The sequence below is a fragment of the Paenarthrobacter ilicis genome, assembly GCF_016907545.1.
GTDB classification, from domain to species: Bacteria; Actinomycetota; Actinomycetes; order Actinomycetales; family Micrococcaceae; genus Arthrobacter; species Arthrobacter ilicis.
This window is the reverse complement of sequence record NZ_JAFBCD010000001.1, coordinates 561,103-584,539: the sequence shown is the minus strand read 5'-3', so window position 1 is coordinate 584,539 and position 23,437 is coordinate 561,103. Positions and strand designations below refer to the sequence as shown.

The following is a 23,437-nucleotide window of genomic DNA, read 5'->3' as shown; positions in this document are numbered from 1 at the left end:
CACCGGCCACTGCCGTTATTGGATCAAGCGGGAACTAGCCGGCGTTGTTGCTCTGCGTCGGCTCGTCAGCGCGGATCTTACCGCGGGGCTTCTTGTCCTTTTTGTCCTTCTTGGGATCTTCCTCGTCCGGGACCACTACGGCTCCGCCCGGGTTCACCAGGACAGTGACGAAGCTCGGTTCACTGGTTCCGGCGAAGGTGAGCCGGCCGATGTAGGAGCCCGGCTCCAGGTTCTTCCAGTTCAGCGAAATCTGGCCCGTCTTGCCGTTGGCCAGGCGGATGGGATTCGGCGTCACTGTTGCGTTGCCCTGGTTGGCACCCAGTACTGCTGCATCAACGGTTGCCTTGGTGGGCTGGTTGTTGGGGCTCGCGTAGAGGTTGGCGAAGATGTAGTAATCGCCCGCTGCCGGGTTGGGCACGGACAGCGTTTCACTGGCCGATGCCGTGGCGGCCGGCAACTGCTGACCGGACGGGGTGAGGACCAGCATGTCAAAGTCCGCAGCCTCGTTGGAGGAGATGACCGAGAACTTGGCCAGTGCACTGCCCTGTCCCACAGTGACCTTCTTGACGAAGTTGGACGCGTTGGTTTCACCGGCGAAAGGACCCGGAACCAGTTCCACTGCCGAGGAATCAGCCTTGGAGAGCCCATCAACCGTGACACCTACCGGCAGGTTGGTGCCGGACATGATGTTGATGGTGCCGGAGCCGTTGGGGCCCGTTCCGGTGAAGGCCAGTGCTTTGTCCGCGATCACGGACTGGGGACGGACTGCGATCGGCGAGGTAACCGTCTTGTTGGCACCCTGCCAGCTCAGCGAACCCATGGCGAACTTGCCCAGGGCTGCATTGTTGTTCTCGAACTGGACCTTGAACGTCTTCTTCTCGCCGGCTGCACCGAAGTTCAGCACGGAAGGGGTGACCTTGACGTTCACACCCGGGACGTTGACCGTTGCACGGTAGAGACCCGGGGTAAGGGCCGTCACCGTACGCGTGACCTCGATCTTGCCCGCGAGGTTTCCGAGGGCGAAGGAAGGTACGTTCATGTCGCGCGGCGCCGTGGTGCCCAGGCCTTCAATGCCAAGGTCCATGCCGGTGCCCTGGACGAACTTCAGGTAGTCCTCGGTGGTGTTGTCGTACACCAGTCCGGGTGAGAGGACCTTGGCGGGATCAACCTGGCCTGCGCCGGTTGCGAAGACGTCCTTGTTCACTGCGCCGTTGGCCAGTTTGACCGGACCTGCTGTGGTCATCATGGCTGACTTCACTGCTGCCGGGGACCACTGCGGGTTCTTGCCCAGGATCAAGGCACCAAAACCGGCCACGTGGGGTGATGCCATGGAGGTTCCGGACAGGAAGCCGAAGTTATCGCCACCGGTTCCGATCGGGGAAACGCCGGCCAGGATCGCGACGCCGGGAGCCGAGACATCCGGCTTCAGCAGGTCGGAATCGGTAGCCAGGAGCGGTCCGCGGGAAGAGAAGCCGGCAATCTGCGGCTGCGCCTCAGCGGGGAGGCCGGTAGTGTCGCGGTTGATCAGCGATACCGTGATGGCCGGCTTTGCCTTGACCTTGTCCTTGATGGCCTGGGTTGCCGGCGGGTTCACGTGAACTGTGGGAATGACGTGCTTGTCCGTGTCCAGCGAGGAGTCCGTCAGGTTTACCAGGATCATGCCCACACCGCCGCCGCGGAGAACCTCAGCGGATTTGGCGGTGCGATCAACCACACCGCGGTCACAGACAACAACTTTGCCCGCAACCTTTGCCGGGTTCAGGGAACCCGGCGCGCAGAGTGCAGCGTCACCTTGGCCGCTGGCTGCGTCAGTGGACAGTACGACGCCGGCCCCGCGAACCTCACGGCTCATGATGGACGCACCGCGGTACTTGCTGCCATCGGAGAATTCGATGGTGCCTTGGAGTTCCTGCGAGAAAGATGTTGCAGCCACAGTGGTCAGCCACGGTGCGCCGTGGTTCACGGTGCTGGCGGTCGGGCCGGAGTTGCCTGCCGAAGCAGCAACAAAGATGCCCGCCGAAGCTGCGGACAGGAAGGCCAGCGAGACGGGATCGGTGGTGGAGGTGGTGGATCCGGAGATGGAGTAGTTCAGGACATCCACACCGTCAAGAATTGCCTGCTCGATCGCGTCCACGGAAGCGGACCCGTAGCAGCCGCCCGTGGCGGGATCCGTGTCTTCCCAGCAGACCTTGTAGATGGAGAGCTTGGCCGCGGGTGCAATCCCGCTGGTGATACCAAAGCTGCGGCCATCCACAACGGCTTCAACGTTGGCGTTGCCCGCTGCGGTGCTGGCGGTGTGCGTGCCGTGGCTGTCTACGTCCACGGGGGAAATGACTTCCTCAGGAGCGCGGTTTTCCGGGGCGACCGTTTCCAGGAAGGCATCAGCGAAGTAGTGGGTGCTCAGGACCTTGGAATTGCAGGCGCTGCCATCGTAGTCCGCGCCGGTGTCCGTACCGGCCTGGCACTCGCCAATGAAGGTATCGCCATCGGCTTTGAGCATGGCGATCTTGCCGTCTGCCGTCCGGTAGGGAACGCCCACCTGGGGGTTGCCTACCAGCGGGCCAACCGGCTCGCCTGCGAAGAATGGGTTGGAGGGGGTGTATCCGGTGTCAATGACACCAACCACTGTGCCCTTGCCGGCGTTTTCCTGGCCGCCGTACTGCGTGGCCCACGTGCCGTTGGGGCCGCTGAGCTTCAGGAAATCGCTGGTGGAGTAGTCAGGTGCGTTCTGCGTGTCCGGGGCAACCAACAGAACTTTGGGGTCCTTGGCCAGGTTGATGGCTTGATCTGCGCTCAGGTTGGCGCTGAAGCCGTTAACGGCTGTGGTGAAGTCCCGCTCGATCTTGATGTTTTCCTGCTTGGCCACTTCCTGCTGTTTCTGCTGGAGGTGGGACTGGTACTGCTTCACTTCGTTGCTGTTGGCGTCCAGCTTTTTGCCCTCTTCCGGTTTGGTGGGGGCCAAACCGGCAGTGCCGCCGTCGTAGGTAGCTGCAGGTTTTTCAGCGAGGACCACCATGTAACGGCCGTCTTTGTATGCGCTGGGGTCAAGGTTCTTCTTGGCCACGTTGGCAACGTTTCCCGGCGACTCCGGGGCGGGCGCCGCCTGGGCCGGCATCGCCATGGACGAAAGAAGCAACGGCAAACCCACAGCAAGCGCTGCGGCCTTCCGAAGTCCCCCGCTTCTGACGAAGCTCTTTCCTTGTGATTTCACGAGTGGTTGTACCTTTCACTGAGGGAGGCCGTGGCTCCATCGCCCAGCCCGTCATCCGTTGGATGGTTGAACCTTTGACAGTTCTTGTCAAAACCGCGCAACCAGCCGAGTCACACAGTACATAGTGATAGCGAAATATGACATAAAGCACATTTTGGGAAATTTGTCTTGTCACGGTGCCGGCGGTTCGTCATGGGGCGACAAAAAGCGGACCGCAGGAAATGACCCACGGCCCGCTGCCTGTCCGAACCAGGAAAGATCACCCCTTGGGCGTCACCTGCAACCGGTCAAAGGAGACCTGGGCGCCATCTTTGTCCAAGACCACCACGTCGTCCCGGCCGTTCTTCACATCGGCGGGAAGCGTGAACTTCACCGTGTCATCCGTCCCCGGAAAGTTCCAACCAAGGCGGTACCCCGTCTTATTCAGGTACACGTAGTACCACTGCCCTTGATCAAGGCCATTCAGAACCACTTCCTGGCCCGTGCGGTACTTGTCCTCGGTGCCAAGGTCGAACGGCGGTGTCCCCAGGTTCTGGCGCGTCACGGCCGGTTCAGTGCTCGGCTTGGTCCTCAGCTCCACCGGGTCACCGTTCACGGTGATGGTCTTGGTGGTTTGACCCGCAGCACTGACTTCCCAGGTACTGGTTGGGATGAAGAACCCCTGCGCAGCTTCTTCCGCAGTCACCGCGTGTCGCGGGGTGGTGCACTGGTAGCTCTGTCCGGACGGCAGCACGCTGTAGCGGCAGTTGCCCGGTCCTTCCGGAAGGAACGGGCTGAAGTTGCCGGCAGTCGGGACTACCTTCTCCACCAGCGGGCTCGTGTTCTTCACGGTGAAGGTATAGGGGACCAGGTCACCGGCAGCGTACGGCTGGGTTGCCAGATCACGCCCGACGTCGGCACGCGCCCCGCTGATCTCCGCCGTCAGCAGTCCGTCGCGCAGGGCCACCGCAGCGCCGGTGAACGGGACGGTTTTGGTGAGCGACGGCGTTGCACTGGCTGTGATGCTGAAGCTCGCCTCCGGCACGAAGTAGCCGCGCTCAATATCGGCCGCCGTGATCACATGCTTGGCGGTGGTGCAGTTGTAGTTCGCATCTGCGGCCAGGTTGTTGTACCGGCAGTTGGGGGCCGACGGCGGAAGGAACCCGGAGTCGAACGTCCCGGAAACCGGCACCGCGTTTGCCGTGACGTTGGCAGTGCTCTTGACGTTGAGCGAGTAACTCAGGACCTCGCCCACCTGGTACGGGCTGGCCGCGACATCGCGGGCCGGTGCCGTTCCCGTGATGGTCAGGCCCACCTGCGGGGCCACCGGCACGGTGGCGGTGAAGGTGAACTGCGACACCCGGCCATCCGCCGTCGTGAAGGCTGCGTTGAGGTTCTGCGGACCGCTGGCGCTGGCCGGGGCGGTGAGCGCTACGTTGACGGTTGCCGAGGCGCCGGGTGCGACGTCGGGAACCGTCACCGTGGTGGCTGACCAGCCAGCGGGCGTGTAGACGGTGGCCGTTGCGCCGGACAACGTGACGGCCTCCTGGTTGGTGACGGTGACGGGCACCTGCTGCGTAGCGCCCGGCGCAGTGGTCACAGCCGGGACGGACAGCGGGGCGCAGGCGTAGTTCAGCCAGGCGTCGTCGAACGTCGCGAACGGCATGTTATCCGTGTAGTTGCCCTCATAAAGCACTCCAAATTTGCCTGCTTCCAGGCGGGTCACCGTGGAGTACGCGGAGAAGCCGGAACGGATGGTGCGGACGCCGGGCCAGGTGGAACCGTCGTCGCAGGAAACGCGGGCCGAGACGTTTTCGCGGCCGGTTTTGGAGTTGGCGTTGGTGAAAATCAGCTTCTTTGCATCAGCTGAGCCCTGCGCCGCGTTGGGAAACATGCGTGCGATGGCACCGTTGTTGGCGGGATCCGGGAGCTCGGTGTCCTGGGTGACCGGACCGTACGTAGCGCCGCCGTCCGTGGAGATGGCCACCTTGCGGTAGCCCAGGTTGGCGTTGTCCCGGGAGTTCAAGAGCACCCGGCCGTCCGAGAGTTCCACGGTCTTGTTCTCGTCCATGCGGTCCCCGACGTTGGCGCCCTTGTGCCAGGTGGCGCCGTGGTCATCGGAGTAGACGGAGTACGCCTGGATCTTGTTGGTGCCGTCCGCCTGGCGTATGTCACCGGCGTACTGCTGGATCAGGCGGCCTTTGTACTGGCCGTACTTGAGCTGGATGCCCTCGCCGGATGAAGCGAAGTTGGAACGCACATCGCCTGCTACGGGGCTGGTCTTGCTGGTCCCGGGCTTGGTGACGTTGGTGATGAGCCGAGGCTGGCTCCACGTGACGCCGGCATCCGAGGACTCGATGACGGCTGAGGAAATGACAGTTCTGTCGGCATCGTTGTTGCCGAACTGGCTGCCGCCGAAACCCTGGTCCTTGGAATACACAAAGAAGGCGAAGACCTTGCCGGCCTCAGCATCGTAAATGTAGGACGGATCGCTGTAACCATATTTCGGCCCGCTGGCATCGCCGACGTGTCCGGCGGCAATGACCGTGACGGGGCCCCACGTCCGGCCGCCATCGGTGCTGCGACGCTGCACGATCGAGTTGGGGTTGGGAGCGTCCGCCGCTGACCCCGGGCGTCCGTCCCAAGCAGCGAGCACCACGTCGTTGCCCAAGTAGGTCAGGGCGGGGATCCGGTAGAAGAAGTTGGCTGCCGTGCGATCCGCGGCGATGTTGGCCTCGGTGAACGTGCCCGGGGCTGCTGCGGGACTGTTGGGCGGAATGGGGGCAGCTGTGGCCGGAAGACCGAGCCCAGCCAGGAGGGCAGCGCTGAGGGCGCCGGCGGCTGCTGTTCGCGCAAAGGATGGAGATCTCAAATCGAGGGGTCCTTTCGAGTGGGTGCTACGTGCTACGTCGAACGTCCTACAACCTAGGGACGTTCTCATACCCTAAGGTGTTCGCCGTCACATTGCCAGAGATGAAGCGCAGAAGGCCGTGATCCCCGGCGAAGCGGTAGCCTCAAATTCGAAACCCACCCACCACTGAGCACTGGAGTTGCCGTGAAAATCCTCGTCCCGGACACCATCGAGCTGGACCTCTCCACCCTCGAGGACCAGGTGTTCGTCTACCAGGTGGACCAGCCGATCCCCACCGAACACCAGGACGCCGAGGTCCTGGTGGTCTGGCGGAACACGTCGGACAACCTGACCGACGCCGCCCGCTCGATGCCCAACCTCAGCTTGGTGCAGACGCTTGCCGCCGGTCCCGACTCCGTACTCTCCGCGGGCTTTGCGGACGGCGTGGCCATCACCTCCGGCCGTTCACTCCACGACGGCCCCGTGGCAGAACACGCCCTGGCAATGGTTTTGGCAGCCGTGCGCCGCCTGGATGTCCTGCAGGAATCCCAGAAGGCTGCCACGTGGAGCCAGCCTTACAACGCAGCGCAGTCAGATCCGGCAACGGAACACCTCTACACGCTCGACGGCGCCAAGGTCACCATCTGGGGCTTCGGTTCCATTGCGGGGCGGCTCGCTCCCCTGCTGGCCGCTTTGGGCGCAAAGGTCACCGGCGTGGCCAACTCCAGCGGGGAACGCTACGGCTTCCCCGTGGTCTCAACCGAAGAACTGCCGGATGTCCTCGGAACCACAGATGTCCTGATCTCCATCCTGCCCGCCACCCCGGAGACCACCAACGCCCTGGACGAGGACATTCTCCGCAGCCTCCCGGCGTCGGCCATCTTCGTCAACGTGGGCCGCGGCGCCACCGTGGACGAAAACGCACTGCTTGCGGCGCTGACCGAAGGCCGCCTGCGCGCTGCCGCGCTGGACGTAACCAAAGTTGAGCCCCTGCCCTCCGACTCGAAACTATGGGCCGCCCCCAACCTGATCATCACGCCCCACGTGGCAGGCAACCGTCCCAAAGGCTCTGCGCGCCTGGTCACGGAGAACGTCACCGCGCTCAAGGGCAACGCGCCGCTGACCAATCAGGTGGCGGGCTGACGTACTCGCCCCCTCAGTCCTCCAGCGCCCCGTCACACAGGCGGCCGACCACCTCGGTAAGCATGGTGAGCCCGGCCACGATGTCCTCATCCGTGGTGTATTCGTGCTCATTGTGGGAGATGCCATCCACGCTGGGCACGAAGAGCATCACCGTGGGAACCAGGTCCTTCATATTCGTGGAGTCGTGCCCGGCGAGGGTCATGACTTCCTTGTTGGACAGCCCAAGGTCCGCGGCAACCTTGGCCGCGAGTTCCACGCCTTCGGGCTGGTACGGGGTGACGGCCCAGGAGTGTGAGTGGTGCTTCTCAACGGACACGTTGGCAAGCCGTTCGATCTCCGAGATTCGGGCGTGCAGCAGGGCGTCGGCCTCGGCCAGGACGGCTTCGTCGGCGCTGCGCAGGTCCAGCAGCAGGTTCACACGGGACGGGACCACCACGGGCGAGTTTGGGTACACGTTGAGCTGACCCACCGATGTGTGCAGGGCACCTGGGAAGCGGTCGGCGAGTTCGCGCGCCGCAACCACCAGCATCGAGGCCCCAAGCAGGGCGTCCTTGCGGTCCTCGATCACGGTTGACCCGGTGTGTGCTTGCTCGCCGTGAACCACGAACTCGTACTTGTTCGCGGCCCAGTTGGAGCTGACCAGCCCGATGGTGACGCCTTCGCGCTCCATGCTGCGGCCCTGCTCGATGTGGATCTCGGCGCAGTACGCTGCCTCCGGCCCCTCAAACGTTCCACGGCACCCGATTGCGTCCAAGGCATCGCGCACGGTGACCCCTGCGGCATCCTGGGTATTGAGTGCGTCCTCGAGTTCCAGCTTGCCGGTGTAGACGGACGAACCCATCATGGACGGCTTGAAGCGGCTGCCTTCCTCGTTGAACCAGTTGACGACGGCGAGGTTGAACTTGGGCGCCGTGGCGCCGGCTTCCCAGCGCGCGGCCAAGCGGAACGCGGCGTGGGCAGCAGCGAGGACGCCATATGCGCCGTCGTAACGTCCCGCCGTCGGCTGTGAATCCATGTGCGAGCCCACCACCACGAACGGCGCACCTGGCACGGCTTCGTAGAGGCCCCACTGGTTGCCGGTGTGGTCGAACTTCACCGTGAAGCCGTGCTCCTCCAAGAGACCGGCGAGCCAGCGGCGCTGTTCGCCGTCGGGAATGGTTGCGGCTTGGCGGTCCACGCCGCCGTTCGCCGTGGCACCGAAGGCGCTCATGGTCCGGAAGTCCTGGACGAAAGCGGTGTCCTGGGCGGTGAAACTTGTGGTGGTTGTCATGGTCTCCCCTATGAGTGGGCCGCGAACGAACTTTCAGGGGAAAGTTCAGCGTTGAAGTCGGTTGATTGGTAGGTAAAGCGGCCTCCGACGGCAGTGGCCAGGACGTGCAGTTCGCTGATGGTGGGTGCCGTCAAAGGTGAAGCGGAGAGGACGGTGAAGTCGGCCAGTTTGCCAGCTGAAAGGGTGCCCTTGTCCCCCAGGGACCCCGTTGCTGCGGCAGCTCCGCTGGTGTAGGCGGCGAGAGCCTGCTGCGGGGTGAGGCGTTCGGCCGGGTTGCCAAAGACGGCGCCGGATTCCGTCCTGCGGTCAACAAAAGCCTGCATGCCGCGGAGCACGTTTCCGTCGGCGACCGGCCGGTCCGAGCTTCCCGCGAGCACCACTCCGGCTTCCAGGAAACTGGCTGCCCGGTAGGCCCACGGCAAACGGTCCGGGCCGAGGGACGCGGTCATCCCGTCCCCACCCTCGCGGAAGAAGCTTGCCTGGGGTGTCACGGCAATGCCTGCATCCGCGAGCCTGACCAACTGCTCAGGGCGCGTCATGGAGGCGTGCTCGATCCTGTTGGGCAAGCGGCGCTGCCCATACTTAGCCTGGCAATCCGTGATGATCTCCACCGCGAGGTCCACGGCCCTGTCACCGATGGCGTGGGCCGCGATGGACCACCCGGCGGCGTAGGCGGCCTCGATGCGTTCCCTCAGCTGGGCGGGGTCCGCTTGGAAGTAGCCAACGTTGCCGCGGTTGTCCTTGTGGCCGTGGCTGCAGAACTCGTGGCTCACGGCTGCGGTTTCGCCCAGGAGCGAGCCATCCAGGAACACCTTTGCGGGGCCGAGGGCCAGGTAGTCATTCCCGAATCCGCTGGTGATGCCTAGATCCAGCCCGGCCGGGGCCGCACCAACACTGTCAGATGCATGCCCGCCCAATCCGTGCAGCACATCCAGCACCGGCATGACCTGAGCACGGGCGTGCAACCGGCCATTGGCGGAGGCGCTCTGGTAGGCGGCGAACTCGGCTGGGCTGTGCCCGATCCACCCGCCACCCACCCCGGCCTCGGTGAAACTCGTGATGCCCTCGGAGGCGTAGAACAGCGTGGCCCTCTCAAGGGCGGCCTCGATGTCCTCCAACGAGTAAGGCAGGATCAGCTGCTGAATCAGTTCCTGGGCCGTCTCCTGGACGAGTCCCGTGGGATGTCCCCCTGCGTCGCGGACGATCGCTCCGCCGTCGGGATCCGGGAACGACGGCGACTCGGCACCTGCCAGCCGCAGCGCGGCGGTGTTGACCACGGCCATATGCCCGGAGTTGTGCCGCATGAACAGCGGCCGCTCCCCCGTGATGCGGTCCAGCTCGGCGATGTCCGGGAAGGCCCCGCCGTGCTGGGTCTGGCTGAAGCCGGTAGCGAAAAGCCAGCCCACGCCGTCGGTCCCCGAGTGAGTAACAGCACCGCGGAGAAGCTCATACAGCTCCTCCAGGCCGCGGGCACCGGACACGTCCAGTTCGGCCAGGCCCAGCCCGAACCACGTGGTGTGGCAGTGGGCGTCGATGAAGCCTGGAGTGACGGTAGCACCGCCAAGATCGAGTACCTGAACGGCGTCCAAACCATCAAGGTCCTCGTCCAGGCCCACGATGCGCCCCTGCCAGATGCCCAGCGAACTGGCCACCGGGTGGTCCGGATCCATGGTGATGATGTCTGCGTTCCGCAGGAGGAGGTCTAGTTTCATGTCAGGTTCTAGCGGTGGGAGGTGGTGACGGACTTGATGCGCGTGTAGTCCTCAAGTCCATAGACGGAGAGGTCCTTGCCGGTGCCCGAGTGCTTGAATCCGCCGTGCGGTGCTTCGGCCGGGATCACCTGGTGGCAGTTGACCCACACGGCCCCGAAATCCAGCTCCATGGATACACGAGTGACCACGCCGTGGTTCTCGGACCACACGCTGGATGCCAGCGCGTACTTGGTGCCATTGGCGAGTTCGATCGCTTCTTCCTCGGTGGCGAACGGCTGGACGGTCAGCACGGGGCCGAAGATTTCGTCGCACACCACCTCGTCTGTCTGGAAGACGCCGTCGATCACCGTGGGCTCAAAGTGGAAGCCTGTCCCGGTGCGCTTGCCGCCGGAAAGGACGCGGGCGTTGGCAGGCAGGCGGGACATGAAGCCCTCCACCCGATCCAACTGCGCGGCACTGTTGAGCGGACCGAGGTCGGATCCCACTTTCAAAGCAGCGGCCGCGTCAGCCAGGGCTGCTGCGAACTCCGTATGAATGTCCTGATGCACCAGGACGCGGGTCACCGCTGTACAGTCCTGCCCGGCGTTGAAGAAGGCAGCCAGGGCGATTTCGCTCGCGGTCCGCTGGATATCGACGTCGGCAAACACCACAGCGGGTGCCTTGCCGCCAAGCTCCAGGTGGACGTCCTTGAGCGTCTTGGACGCCGCAGACATGACCTGCGCACCGGCCCGGGTGGAGCCCGTGATGGAGACCATCTCAGGAATGTCGTGCTCCACCATCGCGGCACCGGCCTCGCGGCCGCCGCACACGATGTTCACTACGCCGGCCGGGAAGACGTGCTGTGCCAGCTCACCCAGGACCAGGGTGGACCAGGGGGTGGTGTCGGCAGGCTTGAGGACCAAGGTGTTGCCCGCAGCCAGGGCCGGACCAATCTTCCAGATGGCCATCATGAACGGGTAGTTCCACGGCGTAATCTGGGCCACCACACCAATGGGTTCGCGCCGGATGGTGGAAGAGAAACCTTCCACGTATTCGGTCTGGGCCGTCCCGGAAACCACCCGGCACGCCCCGGCGAAGAAGCGCAGTTGGTCCGCGCCGCGCAGGATTTCAAGCTCTTTGGTGAGTGCGGCAGGCTTGCCGGTGCAGGCCACCTCAGCCTCGAGCAGACGGTCAACGTTCGCCTCGATGAGGTCGGCCAGCTGCAACAGCAGCGACTGGCGTGTTCCCGGCGTCGTGCTCTTGTAGCTTTTGAAAGCTGCGGCAGCGGCCTGGAAAGCGGCGTCGACGGCGGCAGCGTCACTGTCCGGCGCGGTGCCGATCTGCTGGCCCGTGGCGGGGTCGAAAAACGGCAGGCTGGCCGCGGCGTCCACGGACTCGCCGTTGATGATGTTCTGAAGCTGGATCACGGTGAGGGCTCCGGTCAGTTGGCTGAAGTCTTGGGAGAACGCGTGGTGGGATCCTGCGGCAGGTGCAACAGGGCCGGGAGGCCGGAGTCGACGGCGCGGCGGAACGCGGCAGCGAAGTCTTCCGTGCGATCCACGCGCTCGCCGTAACCGCCGTAGGAACGGGCGAGGGCGGCGAAGTCCGGGTTGGTCATGTGCGTGCCGGACGGCCGGTCCGGGTAGTGCGCTTCCTGATGTTCGCGGATGGTGGCGAAGATGCCGTTGTCCACCACCAGGACGATGAACGCGGCGCCGTAGCCCATGGCCGTGGCGATTTCCTGGCCGTTCATCATGAAGCAGCCATCCCCGGCCACGGAGATGACCTGGCGGCCGGGATAAGCCAGCGAGGCTGCCACGGCTGCCGGAATACCCATGCCCATGGCGCCGTTGCGGGGAGCGGCCAGGGAGTTGGCCGAGTTGTGGACCAGATACCGGGCGGGCCACAGGGCGTGGTTTCCGGCACCGAAGGTGAGGACGGCGTCGTCGGCCATTTCCTTTGTGAGGACCTCCATGGCGACGCCCAAGTCGACGCCGATGCCGCCGTCGGGCGCTGGTGTGGAGAAGGTGAGCTGATCGGCGCGGGCGGTGGCGAACCAGCCTTCCTCGCGGCTACCGGTGGCGTTGCCGGTCGCATTGGTGGAGGCCAATGCGCTGGCGAACGCGGTGACGTCCGCGATGATGTGCTGGTCCACCCGGCCGAAGTGACCCAGGAGGTTGGCATCGGCGTTGACCACGACGGTCTCGGCGTCGAGTCCGCGCTTGTAGCCATCGGAGAGGACATCGCCACGGACGCAGCCCACAAAGATGAGCAGATCGGCGTCGTCCAGGCGTTGGGCGTTCGCGTCGCTGCGACCGTAGCCCAGGAAACCGGCGTAGGCGTCGCTGCGGTGCGGCACGGCGTCGTAAGCGCGGAAGTCGGCCACCACGGGGACGCTGTGGCCTCTCGCCCACGCGGCCAGCTGCTCGCCGGAGTCTTGGGTCCAGCCTTCACCTCCGACGACAACCAGCGGCTTGCGTGCCTTCTCCAGCTTCCGGTTCAGCTCATCCAGGTCCGCGGCCGCCGGCTGGGGACGGGCTATCACGCGGGGCTCCACGATGGCGTTCTCCACGACGTGCACCAACACGTCCTCCGGGAGGCCGACCACCACGGGACCGGGGCGTCCGCTGAGGGAGGTGAAGATGGCGTCATCCACCACACGGGCGGCGGAAGCGGCGTCGTCGAGCGTCACCACTTTCTTGGCGGTGCTGCCGAACCAGGCGTTGATGTCGAATTCCTGGAAGGACTCGCGGCCACGGTCGGCCACCGGAATCAAGCCCACGAACAGGATGAGCGGGGTGGCGTCCTGGTAGGCGGTGTGGATGGCGATGAACGCGTTGGCTGCACCCGGACCACGCGTCACCATGGCAACGCCCGGTCGCTCAGTCAGGCGGCCTTCGGCCAGTGCCATAAACCCGGCACCGCCTTCCTGGCGGGCCACCACGTTCTGGATGGGCGAGCCGTGCAAGCCGTCAAGGACATCGAGGAAGCTCTCACCTGGAACGGTGTACACACGCTTGATGCCTGCCCGTTCGAGTTGGCCAACAATCAAGTGGCCGGCGGTGGTAGTGCTCAATGCTTCATTCCTTCTTCTTCGATGGAGAGGGCGGGGAGGAACAGTCCGGAAAGCGCCGTCAGGACGGAAACCACCAGCAGGATGATGGCGCCCGGCCAGAAGGAGTTGTTGGCTGCTACCAAGGCGGTGGCGATCAGCGGCACGAACCCGGAGATGACGCCGGCAGTGTTGGAGGTGATGGCCACGCCGGTGTAGCGGACCTTGGTGGCGAACAGCGCGGTCAGGGCCGTGCCGGAGACGGCGTACGGGATGGAGAGGACGGCGACGCCGATCATCATGCCCAGAACAACAAGGACGGGGTTGCGGCTGTCGATGGCGAGGAAGACCGGGACGGCAATGATGGCCGAGGCAACGCCGCCCCACAGGATGACCTTGCTGGCGCCGAACTTTTCACCCAGGCGGCCGGCCCAGATGAGGGCCCCGATCTCCAAGGCTGCAGCAAGCAACGTGCCCATGAGCAGGAGTTCAGAGGGCAGCTTGAGAACCTTGGTGCCGTAGAAGACCACAAAGCTGGTGATGAGGTAGAAGCCACCGATGCCGAGCAAAGCCGAGCACATACCCACCAGGATCTGGCGCCAGCTGTTCTTCAGGACGCCGCGGATGGGAGCGTGTTCGGTCTCGCCGGACTCCATCAGTGCTTCGAATTCAGGCGATTCGCTGAGGCGGCTGCGGATCCAGAGTGATATGGCCAGCAGCGGGATGGCTGCGATGAACGGGATATGCCAGCCCCAGGCGTCAAAGTTGCTCTGGCCCACCAGGAACAGCATGCCGAAGAATCCGCCGGAGGACAGAATGGTTCCGATCGGGGAACCGATCTGCGGCAGGGCGGCGTAGCGGGCGCGCTTCTCCACCGGCGCATTCTCGACGGCGATAATCACCGCGCCGCTCCACTCACCACCAACTGCGAGGCCCTGAACGATGCGCAAGGCCACCAGCAGGATGGGGGCAGCCAAGCCGATGGTCATGTAGTTCGGGAGGAGACCGATGAGGCCGGTGACAATACCGATTCCCACAATGGTGACCATGAGGATCTTCTTGCGGCCAACCTTGTCTCCCAGGGCGCCGAAGATGAAACCACCGATCGGGCGGGCAACGAAGCCCACCGCCAGAGTAGCGAAGGATCCCATGGCCGCAACAAAGGGGTCTTGGGAAACGAAGAACTGTGCGTTGAACACCAGCGCAGCGGCTGTGGTGAAAAGAAAGAAGTCGTACCATTCCAACGCGGTGCCCACCAGGGCGGCCAATGCCACCTTCTTGGTGACGCTTTCATCGACGACGCGTGCTGCCGCGGGACTGGCGTCCGTGGCTCCGCTGACGGTGCTTGCCATAGTTGCTCCATGAGTGCGAACGGGACCGGACGATGTGGACGCCCGGGAGGATTTGTGTGACTCAATCCATAGTGTCAGTAGTTTTCCCCAAAAAAACTAGCAAATTACCCCGCAATTAAGGCGTTATGATGTGTAAATGCACAATGTTGAAACATCCGGTCACGTTGCTCGTTGGACTGAGCTGGTGGATCAACTCGAAAGCAGGCTCGACGCCTTGGCCCAAGCCTTCACCGCCAAGGTCCGCGAAATCCCCGAATATGGCGAAAGCCAGGTGACCGTGCTGGAAATCCAGGAGACGGCCCGGGAGACCTTCAGGCGGCTCATCAATGGTCTGAGGAACGGCAAGGAAGACAGCCGCCATGGCCTGCTCGACTTCGCTTCCGACCTGGGATCCAAGCGCGCCCGGGCCGGCATTCCACCAGAGTCCCTTACCTCTGCCGTGCGACTGGATTTCAGCATCCTCTGGGCCCAACTTCTGGAAATTGCCACTATCGAAGACGCCGCCCTGCTGGCCACGCGCGTTGACCAAGTGTGGAGCGTGGTAGACGAATTCGCCACCCGGACGCACACCAGCTACCTCACCGAGCGCGTCCGCATGGCCCAGGAGGAATCCAGCATCCAACGGGAGTTCATTGCCCGGCTGTTCAACCAGAGCAACCCCTCAGTGGAAACTTCCGCGCAAGTGGCAGCAGCCTTGGGCATCAAACCAGACTCACGCTTCGCGCTGGTGGCGGCCAGTGGCGAATCAGGGGCGAAGCTAAGATCAGCTGCGTCCCAGTTCGGATCGGGCCAGCACACCAGGCAACGCCTGTTCCTCCACGAGTCCGGCGGAAACACTTATGTTTTCTGGGCCCTGCCCACTGCCAGGTCCAGGGGCCCGGAAATCCGCAGCGAGATGCCCGGCCCGGAAGCTGAAAGCCAGCGGCTGCCACCCGCCGTCGTCGATATCCCATGCGGTTATGTGCCTGAGATCCATGGCCTGCGGGGCTTGCCCCCGGCTGCGCGAACGGCGGAGGTTCTGGCAGCTTTGCTCCGTCCCCGGGACTCCGCCCCACTCTCGGCTGATTCGGCTTGGCCACGGCTGGCCCAGCGGAACCTCCAAGACACCGGTCTGGATCTCGCAGCAGAACTGGAAGAGGCGCTGGCGGAGTGCCGCGGAGGTGAAAAGGAACGCCTCTTGGAGACCGTTCGCAGCTACCTGGCCACGGGCAACGTCACGGTCACGTCCGAGCAACTCTTCTGCCACCGCAACACCATCCTCAACCGGCTCAATCGCTTTGAAGAACTGACGGGCATAGACGTTTCAGTTCCATCAAAGGCCGCGAAGCTCGTGGTCATGTGGGCTTGATTGCCGCTGTGGTTGCTTCGGGCAGCAGCGGCCCGTCCTGGGACGAGGACGGGCCGCCGTTAAATGAAATCCGTCAGGAGTGCTCGTACGTCAGGCAGTCGGCGGCTTCCCGGCCGGGACCCACCTTGACGTCATGTGCCTCGCACATGAGGTTGTTGTTGTGGACGCACTCGGACCGCTGGCACGCGCCAACATGGGCCAGGACCTTGGGCAGACCGCCCATCCGGTTGGTGTCGATGAAGGTTGCGCAGGAAGCGTGATCCTGGGTTCCACCAATGGTGATGCCAAAGGCAGTGCAGCCATCGTGGTTGAATCCGCAGCTGCCAACGCTACAGGCGGATACTTCGGCAACGTGTTCGGTCATTGTTCCTCCTGGCTGGATCCTGAATGGAACGCAGGGCATGCCCCGCATGTAAATCCAAGCTACGCCCCAAAACAGCAGGAAAACCGGTTTGAATAGCGCATTTGTCCGTGCGCTAATACGGACTTACTCCTGAGGCGTCCGCAGGGCCTGGCTGATTTTGGCGCGTGTTTCCGCGTCCAAAGGGGCCGTCACCAGTTTTTCGCGGGCGGCTTTGTCCGCCAACATTTTCTGCACCACCATGCGCCCCAGGCCCGCGAAGACCGCAACTGCCATCACACCCAGCACCATTGAGGTCGGTTTCTCAGCCATGGGCCAATCCTAGTGACCATGGGCACCGGCGGCTAGCGCTATCGGCCTGAATAGGGTATGCGCCCCGGTCCCGGTAGAATGGTGGAGCAAGCTCGCGGAGCGCCCCCATGCCGTTCAAACAGCCGTTTTTACTCTGTGTTCATAACGCTGCTTTGATGCGGTTGAACGGCGTGAGACGGCACCTCCGCGGCAGCCTTATTTAAGGTTCACCCAACTCACCGCACAGGAGTTACCGGATGCCCCGGATCGTCGTTGACGTCATGCCCAAGCCCGAGATTCTGGACCCCCAGGGGAAGGCCATCGTGGGTGCCCTGCCCCGCCTCGGCTTCAACAGCTTCAGCGCAGTCCGCCAAGGCAAGCGCTTCGAATTGACCGTTGACGGCGAGGTGACCGACGCTATCCTGGCCCAGGCCCGCGAAGCTGCCGAGACCCTCCTGTCCAACCCGGTGATCGAGGACGTTGTCAACGTCGAGGTCGTCGAGGCCTGACATGACTTCAATCCCCCTGATTGGCGAGGCCGTGGCTGTCGCCGCAAAGCCCCGTTTGGCCGGCGCCAAAATCGGCGTCGTGACCTTTCCCGGCACCCTTGACGACCGCGACGCCGCCCGTGCAGTGCGGCTTGCAGGCGCCACGGCGGTGCCGCTCTGGCATGCCGATTCCGAACTCGGCGACGTTGACGCAGTCATCATCCCCGGCGGTTTCTCCTATGGTGACTACCTCCGCGCCGGCGCCATTTCGCGTTTCGCGCCGTTGATGTCCAAGATCATTAAGGCTGCAACAGGCGCTGCAACCTCTAATCCTTTGCCGGTTCTGGGAATTTGCAATGGTTTCCAGATCCTCACCGAGTCGCACCTGCTGCCCGGTTCCATGATCAAGAACGACCACCTGAAGTTCATCTGCCGCGACCAGACGCTGCGCGTGGAAAACGCCAACACTGCGTGGACCGTGGACTACACGGACGGCCAGGAAATCATTGTCCCGTTGAAGAACCAGGACGGCCAGTACATCGCGGACGAGAAGACCCTGGATGCTCTTGAGGCCGAGGGCCGCGTGGTGTTCCGCTACGTGGACTTCAACCCGAACGGCTCCCGCCGCGACATCGCCGGCATCTCCAACGCCGCGGGCAACGTGGTGGGCCTCATGCCGCACCCCGAGCACGCTGTTGAGGCCGGTTTTGGCCCGGAGGCCGGCCCCGTCGGGGAGCCCCGCGACACCGACGGCCTCGGCTTCTTCACCTCCGTACTGACCAAGATTGTGGGAGGCGACAAGTGACCACGGAAACCACCAAGAAGTTCAACATCGACACCGTTGAGCACGCTGCCAAGACCCCGGACACGGAACTCCCGTGGGCTGAGCTGGGCCTGAAGCAGAACGAATTCGACGAGATCGTCAAGGTCCTTGGCCGCCGCCCCACCGGCGCCGAGCTGGCCATGTACTCCGTCATGTGGAGCGAGCACTGCTCCTACAAGTCCTCCAAGAACCACCTCCGCCAGTTCGGCGAGAAGGTCACCGAGGAAATGAAGAAGGACATGCTGGTTGGCATCGGCGAGAACGCCGGCGTCACCAACCTCGGGGACGGCTGGGCCGTCACGTTCAAGATCGAGTCCCACAACTCGCCGTCGTTCGTTGAGCCGTACCAGGGTGCCGCTACCGGCATCGGCGGCATTGTCCGCGACATCATCTCCATGGGCGCCCGCCCGGTTGCCGTGATGGATCCGTTGCGCTTCGGTGCAATCGACCACCCGGACACCGCACGCGTCATGCACGGTGCCGTTGCCGGCATCGGTGGCTACGGCAACTGCCTCGGCCTGCCGAACATCGGCGGCGAAATGGTGTTCGACTCCGTCTACCAGGGCAACCCGCTGGTGAACGCACTCGCAGTTGGCGTCATGCGCCACGAGGACATCCGCCTGGCCAACGCCTCCGGCAAGGGCAACAAGGTTGTCCTGTTCGGTGCACGTACCGGCGGCGACGGCATTGGCGGCGCTTCGGTGCTCGCCTCGGAGTCCTTCGACGACACCAAGCCGTCCAAGCGTCCGGCTGTCCAGGTGGGTGACCCCTTCGCTGAGAAGGTGCTCATTGAGTGCTGCCTGGAGCTCTTCAAAGGCTCACTGGTTGAGGGCATCCAGGACCTGGGCGCCGCAGGCATCTCCTGTGCCACGTCCGAGCTCGCGTCCAACGGTGACGGTGGCATGGAAGTGGAGCTGACCTCGGTCCTGCTCCGCGACCCCACGCTGACCCCGGGCGAGATCCTCATGTCCGAGTCGCAGGAACGCATGATGGCCGTGGTCACCCCGGAGAACATCGCAGCGTTCGAAGCTGTGATGGACAAGTGGGCCGTGGAGTACTCCTGGTTGGGTGAGGTCACCGACACCGGTCGCCTCATCATCACCTGGGAAGGCGAAGTAATCGTCGACGTCGATCCCCGCACCGTTGCGCACGACGGCCCGGTCTACGACCGTCCGTTCGCCCGCCCGGAGTGGCAGGACTCGGTGCAGGCCAACTCCTTCACCGGTTCCGTGGAAGACGCAGTCCGTCCGTCCGCTCCCACCGAGCTGGCCGCAGCCGTCACCGAACTGGTGGCGTCGCCCAACATGTGCAGCAAGGCGTGGATCACCAAGCAGTACGACCGCTACGTTGGCGGCAACACTGCCATGGCGTTCCCGGACGATGCCGGCGTGGTCCGCGTTGACGAGGAAACCGGCCTGGGCGTTGCCCTGGCTACCGACGCCAACGGCCGCTACACCTACCTTGAGCCGTACCAGGGCGCACAGCTGGCACTGGCCGAGGCCTACCGCAACGTGGCCACCTCCGGCGCCGTCCCCATGGCCGTCAGTGACTGCCTGAACTTCGGTTCCCCCGAGGATCCGGATGTCATGTGGCAGCTTGCCGAGGCCATCCGTGGTCTCTCCGACGCCTGCATGGAACTCGGCATCCCCGTGACCGGCGGCAACGTCTCGCTCTACAACCAGACCGGCACCACGCCGATCCACCCCTCCCCTGTGGTGGCAGTCCTGGGCAAGCTCGACGACGTCGCCCGCCGCACGCCGTCGGGCTGGCGCGAGGACGGACAGGCCATCTACCTGCTGGGCACCACCGCAGCAGAGTTGGACGGGTCGGAATGGTCCAACCTTCGCGGCCACCTCGGTGGTTTGCCGCCGAAGGTTGACCTCGCAGCAGAGCGCGAGCTGGGCGAGATCCTCATCAACGCTTCCCGCGACGGCATGGTTGATGCAGCACACGATCTCTCCGAAGGTGGCCTCGCGGCTGCTTTGGTGGAGTCCTCGCTGCGCTACGGCGTGGGCGCCCGCATCGCCCTTGAGGAACTCATGGAGCGCGACGGCGTGGACCTGTTCACGGCCCTCTTCTCCGAGACGCAGGCCCGGGCCATCGTTTCCGTGCCGCGCTCCGAGGAAGTCCGTTTCAAGGACATGTGCACCGCCCGCGGCTTCGCCCACCTCCGGATCGGCGTTGTTGACGCTGCCGGTGGAAAGCTGGAGATCAACGGCGTGGACGAGCTCTCCTTGGACGCTCTCCGCGAAGCACACGAGGGAACCCTGCCCAAGTACTTCGGCTAGGTCCTAAAGCAACGCGGGGTCACTTACAGCCCATAAATCCCCTGGGGATGGGCCGTAAGTGACCCCGCGTTGCTTGTTTAAGCGGGCCACACCGTCTGCCGGGACAGTTGCTCCGTGAACTCGTCCTCAGGGACCGGCCGGCCGAAGTAGTAGCCTTGCCCGCTGGTGCAGCCGATGCTTCGAAGCGCCTCTGCTTGCTCCGCAGTTTCGATCCCTTCCCAGATGCCGTCCAGTCCACAGGAACGGATAACCTGCTGGATAGCGGCGAGGAACTCCAGCTGCCGGGGGTCGCTGCCGAGTTCCTTCACGAATTGCCGGTCCACTTTGATCCTGTCCACAGGAAGCTTCCTGAGGTATCCCATGGACGAGTAGCCCGCACCGAAGTCATCAATTTCCAAGCCAACCCCCAGCTTTCGAAGGCTTGCCAAGGTGTAGCGGTCCAGCTCGTTGTTATGGATGATGGCGCTTTCCGTCAGTTCCAGCACCAGCGATTCGGGCGTCAGTGACTCCTCCGCAAGGGCCTCGCTGACGTCATCCACGAACTCCAGGCTTTGCAGATCTGCGGCGGAAACGTTGATCCGCATGGAAAAGTCATGGCCCGCTGTGGCGGGGTCGTGCCGCCATTCGTGCAACTGCCGGACGGCGGTCCGGAGGACCCACCTTCCCAGCTCCGCGATCTGGCCCGTTGCCTCTGCCACGGGGATGAACGAATCGGGCATGATCAAACCATGGACCGGGTGGTTCCAGCGCACCAGCGCTTCGCAGCCCTCGATCCGGCCGGTGGCCAGCTCCACAATGGGCTGATAGAAGAGCACCAACTGGTCTGAACGGATGGCCTCTGGCAGCTCGCCCACGATCTGCCTCCGGAGTTGCCGGGCCAGGAGCGTGGCCGGATCAAAGACCTTGAGCTTGTTCCTGCCCTCCGCCTTTGACTCTTCCATGGCCAGATCGGCCTCCTGGAGGAGGTCTTCGGCGCTGTGGTAGGGCTCAGCTATTCGCAATCCCATGCTGGCGCCGCACCGGACGGCGTCGTTTCCCAGGTCGATCGCAGGTTCCAACGCGGCCAGGATGCGGTTTCCGACGGCGGTTGCCCGCGGTTTGGGGGTGGCCGGCAACAGCACCGCGAATTCGTCGCCGCCCAGACGGAACACCACGTCGCCGTCCCTGACAGCGGCCCGGACGCGCATGGCCACCGTGACCAACACCTGGTCCGCGGCGGCGTAGCCGGCCGCGTTCTTCAATGCAGTGAAACCGTCCAGGTTCATCAGCAGGAGAGCCGGAGGCGCGGAGCCTTGATCGGCGTCGTCCTGTGCCTGGATGAAGGCGTCCACCAGTGCCAGCCGGTTGCCCAAGCCGGTCAGGGCGTCCGTGAGGGCGTCCCGCCGTTGCTCATAGCGTGCCTGGTGGAGTTCGGCAGTCAGCTCCCGGACCTGCCGCTCCAATCGGCCAATCCGGGGGTCAAGATCCGCCGGGAGGCCGGGCGTTGTGCTGGTCACGACTCTTCCATGCGTCGCAACGTGGAATCGGTGATGGACTGCGGCTTGAGAATGGGGTTGCGCCGCTCATCCAGGAAGAGCCTGTAGGAGGCCACATCCAGGCGGTCACCGGGCTCGCCCGGGTTCCCGGCACGGTATACGTGGGGCATCCAGGACTTGCCCAGAATCGCCTCAACCCAGGCGTCGCACTCGGCCATCGGCAGGTGGATACGGGTGCCTGTGCTTCGGCGGTGACCGGCCATGGAGACTGTGATGCAGCTGCCCAGGAGGCCTTTGTCAGCTGTGAACCAGGCCAGCCCTTCAACGTCCGCCACGATCGTCAGGTTTGCGTTGACGTCCTCTACGGACTGCACGGGGCGCATCCGCACAGATCGGCGCGTCGTGTTCGGCGAGCCATGGGAACCGGCAACGTAGGGGGCGCTGGTGATGTCCTGCCGGAAGACCGACACCTCATGGTTGTGCTGGATCTGGATCTTGGTAGTCAGTTCATTCATGATCGTGCCTCGTCAGCGATAGTGGCCGCCTCGAGGCGGTCGGCTCCTACAATCCGGTTTCTTCCTTGCGCTTTGGCGCTGTACAGGGCTGCGTCCGCTACCTCGATCATGAAGCTGAGATCGGCCCCTGCAGGGGCATCGGAGGTGACGCCGTAGCTGATGGTAGGGAAGGTGAATCCCTCTGCCGCAGTCATAGCGGCCATGCGGCGGCTGATCTCACCGGCGATGTTTTCAGCACGTTCCTGGGTGGCCCCGGGCAGGAACAGAATGAACTCTTCCCCTCCGTAGCGGGCAATCAGGTCAGTGGACCTGGCCGATGCCAGGCAGGCGTCGGCGAACGCTTTGAGGGCCGCGTCCCCGGCGCCGTGCCCGTGTTCATCGTTGACCGCTTTGAAGTTGTCCAGGTCTGCCAGCACGATTGCCGCACCGGACTCCGTTGCATGCAGGCGGCCCAGCTCGCTGCCGGCCAGCTCAAGGAACGTGCCCCGGTTGAGCAGGCCCGTCAGGTGGTCCCGGCTGGCCCTTTCCTTCAAACCCTTGATGAGCTGGTCACTGGTGAGTGCCGTCATGCTGAAGGACACCGTCACCAGAAGCACCATGGCCACCAACCCCGAGGGCGCGGGCCCGAACCACGTGCGGAAGTTTTCGCTGCCCGGTCCTTCAACGGAGTACACCACCCACCGCGCCAGGTAGTAGAGGGCAAGCAGTCCTGCAGCTATGGAGAGCGCTTTGGGAGCTCCGGACAGCGAGGCTTTGATAAACCATAGGTCCTTGGCAGCCAAGGCAATGCCCAACGTCATCATGGCCAGGTAGACGAACCCTCCGGACCACACGTTCACCGCCGGCCCTTCAAGGAGGGATGCCACGGCCGTCACTGCGGGGCCCACGGCCAACTGCCAGAGGCGGGGTTTACGGTCCCTCAGGGAGAGCGCGCCGGCCCACACGCTGAAGGCCCCGGCCACCACCAGGACGTTGCCAACGGGGTTGGCCCATTGCTGATGGACTGTGCCGTTGAGCAGGAAGGCCGTGTTGCCCAGCATGAACTCCAGGAGGGCCACACTCCACCACCCCGCGTACGCGGAGCGGGTGCGACGGAAGGATGCCCAGAAAAGGACGATGAGTGTCAATGTGACCACGCCCAGGGAAACCCTCACAGAGAATGCATCGAGAACCATGGTCCAACCCCCTCAGCTGGTTATCCTGCAGCCTTTGACATCAGTGTGGTGCCGTTCGCTCAACCTCTCTGCGGCATTTCCTCAAGATTTGCTCAAGATCAGCCATGTTTCAGGTGCTCAATCA

17 protein-coding genes are annotated in these 23,437 nt (G+C 64.1%); 5 read left to right on the top strand and 12 right to left on the bottom strand.

Features of this window, described 5'->3' with window-relative positions; all coding sequences use genetic code 11:
- Nucleotides 1-34: 34 nt before the first annotated feature.
- Nucleotides 35-3,211, bottom strand: coding sequence for a S8 family serine peptidase (locus JOE60_RS02765; protein WP_420851370.1), 3,177 nt, complete (start codon nucleotides 3,209-3,211; stop codon nucleotides 35-37).
- Nucleotides 3,212-3,470: 259 nt separating this feature from the next.
- On the bottom strand, nucleotides 3,471-6,131 hold the full coding sequence (locus tag JOE60_RS02760) for an exo-alpha-sialidase (protein ID WP_239528796.1): 2,661 nt from the start codon (nucleotides 6,129-6,131) through the stop codon (nucleotides 3,471-3,473).
- 114 nt (nucleotides 6,132-6,245) lie between these two features.
- On the opposite strand from JOE60_RS02760, the gene JOE60_RS02755 reads away from it, so the two are divergent.
- On the top strand, nucleotides 6,246-7,184 hold the full coding sequence (locus tag JOE60_RS02755; protein WP_167265156.1) for an NAD(P)-dependent oxidoreductase: 939 nt from the start codon (nucleotides 6,246-6,248) through the stop codon (nucleotides 7,182-7,184).
- Nucleotides 7,185-7,197: 13 nt separating this feature from the next.
- On the opposite strand, the gene JOE60_RS02750 is transcribed toward JOE60_RS02755, so the two are convergent.
- The 5 genes from JOE60_RS02750 to JOE60_RS02730 are packed head-to-tail and all read right to left on the bottom strand — an operon-like array spanning nucleotide 7,198 to nucleotide 14,549.
- Nucleotides 7,198-8,454 (bottom strand): M20 family metallo-hydrolase, encoded by a 1,257-nt coding sequence (locus JOE60_RS02750; protein ID WP_167265157.1) that lies wholly within the window; start codon nucleotides 8,452-8,454, stop codon nucleotides 7,198-7,200.
- Nucleotides 8,455-8,462: 8 nt separating this feature from the next.
- A complete protein-coding gene (locus JOE60_RS02745) occupies nucleotides 8,463-10,166 on the bottom strand; it encodes an amidohydrolase (protein WP_167265158.1) in 1,704 nt (567 codons plus the stop codon).
- Between the two features lie 8 nt (nucleotides 10,167-10,174).
- Complete coding sequence (locus JOE60_RS02740; RefSeq protein ID WP_204814818.1) at nucleotides 10,175-11,572, bottom strand: aldehyde dehydrogenase family protein; 1,398 nt, start codon at nucleotides 11,570-11,572, stop codon at nucleotides 10,175-10,177.
- Nucleotides 11,573-11,586: 14 nt separating this feature from the next.
- Complete coding sequence (locus JOE60_RS02735) at nucleotides 11,587-13,221, bottom strand: thiamine pyrophosphate-dependent enzyme (protein WP_167265159.1); 1,635 nt, start codon at nucleotides 13,219-13,221, stop codon at nucleotides 11,587-11,589.
- The gene (locus tag JOE60_RS02730) at nucleotides 13,218-14,549 is read right to left on the bottom strand and encodes an MFS transporter (RefSeq protein ID WP_167265160.1); all 1,332 of its coding nucleotides are present in this window, start codon (nucleotides 14,547-14,549) and stop codon (nucleotides 13,218-13,220) included. Before JOE60_RS02730 ends, JOE60_RS02735 begins: the two co-directional genes overlap by 4 nt.
- A gap of 136 nt (nucleotides 14,550-14,685) precedes the next feature.
- On the opposite strand from JOE60_RS02730, the gene JOE60_RS02725 reads away from it, so the two are divergent.
- Complete coding sequence (locus JOE60_RS02725) at nucleotides 14,686-15,897, top strand: PucR family transcriptional regulator (RefSeq protein WP_167265161.1); 1,212 nt, start codon at nucleotides 14,686-14,688, stop codon at nucleotides 15,895-15,897.
- 73 nt (nucleotides 15,898-15,970) lie between these two features.
- On the opposite strand, the gene JOE60_RS02720 is transcribed toward JOE60_RS02725, so the two are convergent.
- Nucleotides 15,971-16,261 (bottom strand): DUF1540 domain-containing protein, encoded by a 291-nt coding sequence (locus JOE60_RS02720; RefSeq protein WP_167265162.1) that lies wholly within the window; start codon nucleotides 16,259-16,261, stop codon nucleotides 15,971-15,973.
- Between the two features lie 123 nt (nucleotides 16,262-16,384).
- Nucleotides 16,385-16,570, bottom strand: coding sequence for a hypothetical protein (locus tag JOE60_RS02715; protein WP_167265163.1), 186 nt, complete (start codon nucleotides 16,568-16,570; stop codon nucleotides 16,385-16,387).
- A 236-nt stretch (nucleotides 16,571-16,806) separates the two neighbouring features.
- Between JOE60_RS02715 and purS the strand changes: the two genes are divergently transcribed.
- From purS to purL, 3 genes are read left to right on the top strand one after another with little or no spacing between them, the layout of a single operon-like run.
- Complete coding sequence (gene purS, locus JOE60_RS02710) at nucleotides 16,807-17,058, top strand: phosphoribosylformylglycinamidine synthase subunit PurS (protein ID WP_011773385.1); 252 nt, start codon at nucleotides 16,807-16,809, stop codon at nucleotides 17,056-17,058.
- A gap of 1 nt (nucleotide 17,059) precedes the next feature.
- On the top strand, nucleotides 17,060-17,842 hold the full coding sequence (gene purQ / locus JOE60_RS02705) for a phosphoribosylformylglycinamidine synthase subunit PurQ (RefSeq protein WP_167265164.1): 783 nt from the start codon (nucleotides 17,060-17,062) through the stop codon (nucleotides 17,840-17,842).
- Entirely contained in the window at nucleotides 17,839-20,148 is a 2,310-nt protein-coding gene (gene purL / locus JOE60_RS02700; protein ID WP_167265165.1) for a phosphoribosylformylglycinamidine synthase subunit PurL, read from the top strand. The genes purQ and purL overlap by 4 nt, the downstream gene beginning before the upstream one ends.
- A gap of 77 nt (nucleotides 20,149-20,225) precedes the next feature.
- Here purL and JOE60_RS02695 read toward each other — a convergent pair whose 3' ends face one another.
- From JOE60_RS02695 to JOE60_RS02685, 3 genes are read right to left on the bottom strand one after another with little or no spacing between them, the layout of a single operon-like run.
- Entirely contained in the window at nucleotides 20,226-21,644 is a 1,419-nt protein-coding gene (locus tag JOE60_RS02695) for an EAL domain-containing protein (RefSeq protein ID WP_167265166.1), read from the bottom strand.
- Nucleotides 21,641-22,138: a hypothetical protein gene (locus tag JOE60_RS02690; RefSeq protein ID WP_167265167.1), complete on the bottom strand. Its 498-nt coding sequence runs from the start codon at nucleotides 22,136-22,138 to the stop codon at nucleotides 21,641-21,643. The genes JOE60_RS02695 and JOE60_RS02690 overlap by 4 nt, the downstream gene beginning before the upstream one ends.
- Nucleotides 22,135-23,313, bottom strand: a complete 1,179-nt coding sequence (locus tag JOE60_RS02685) for a GGDEF domain-containing protein (protein WP_167265168.1) — start codon at nucleotides 23,311-23,313, stop codon at nucleotides 22,135-22,137. The genes JOE60_RS02690 and JOE60_RS02685 overlap by 4 nt, the downstream gene beginning before the upstream one ends.
- Nucleotides 23,314-23,437 lie beyond the last annotated feature (124 nt).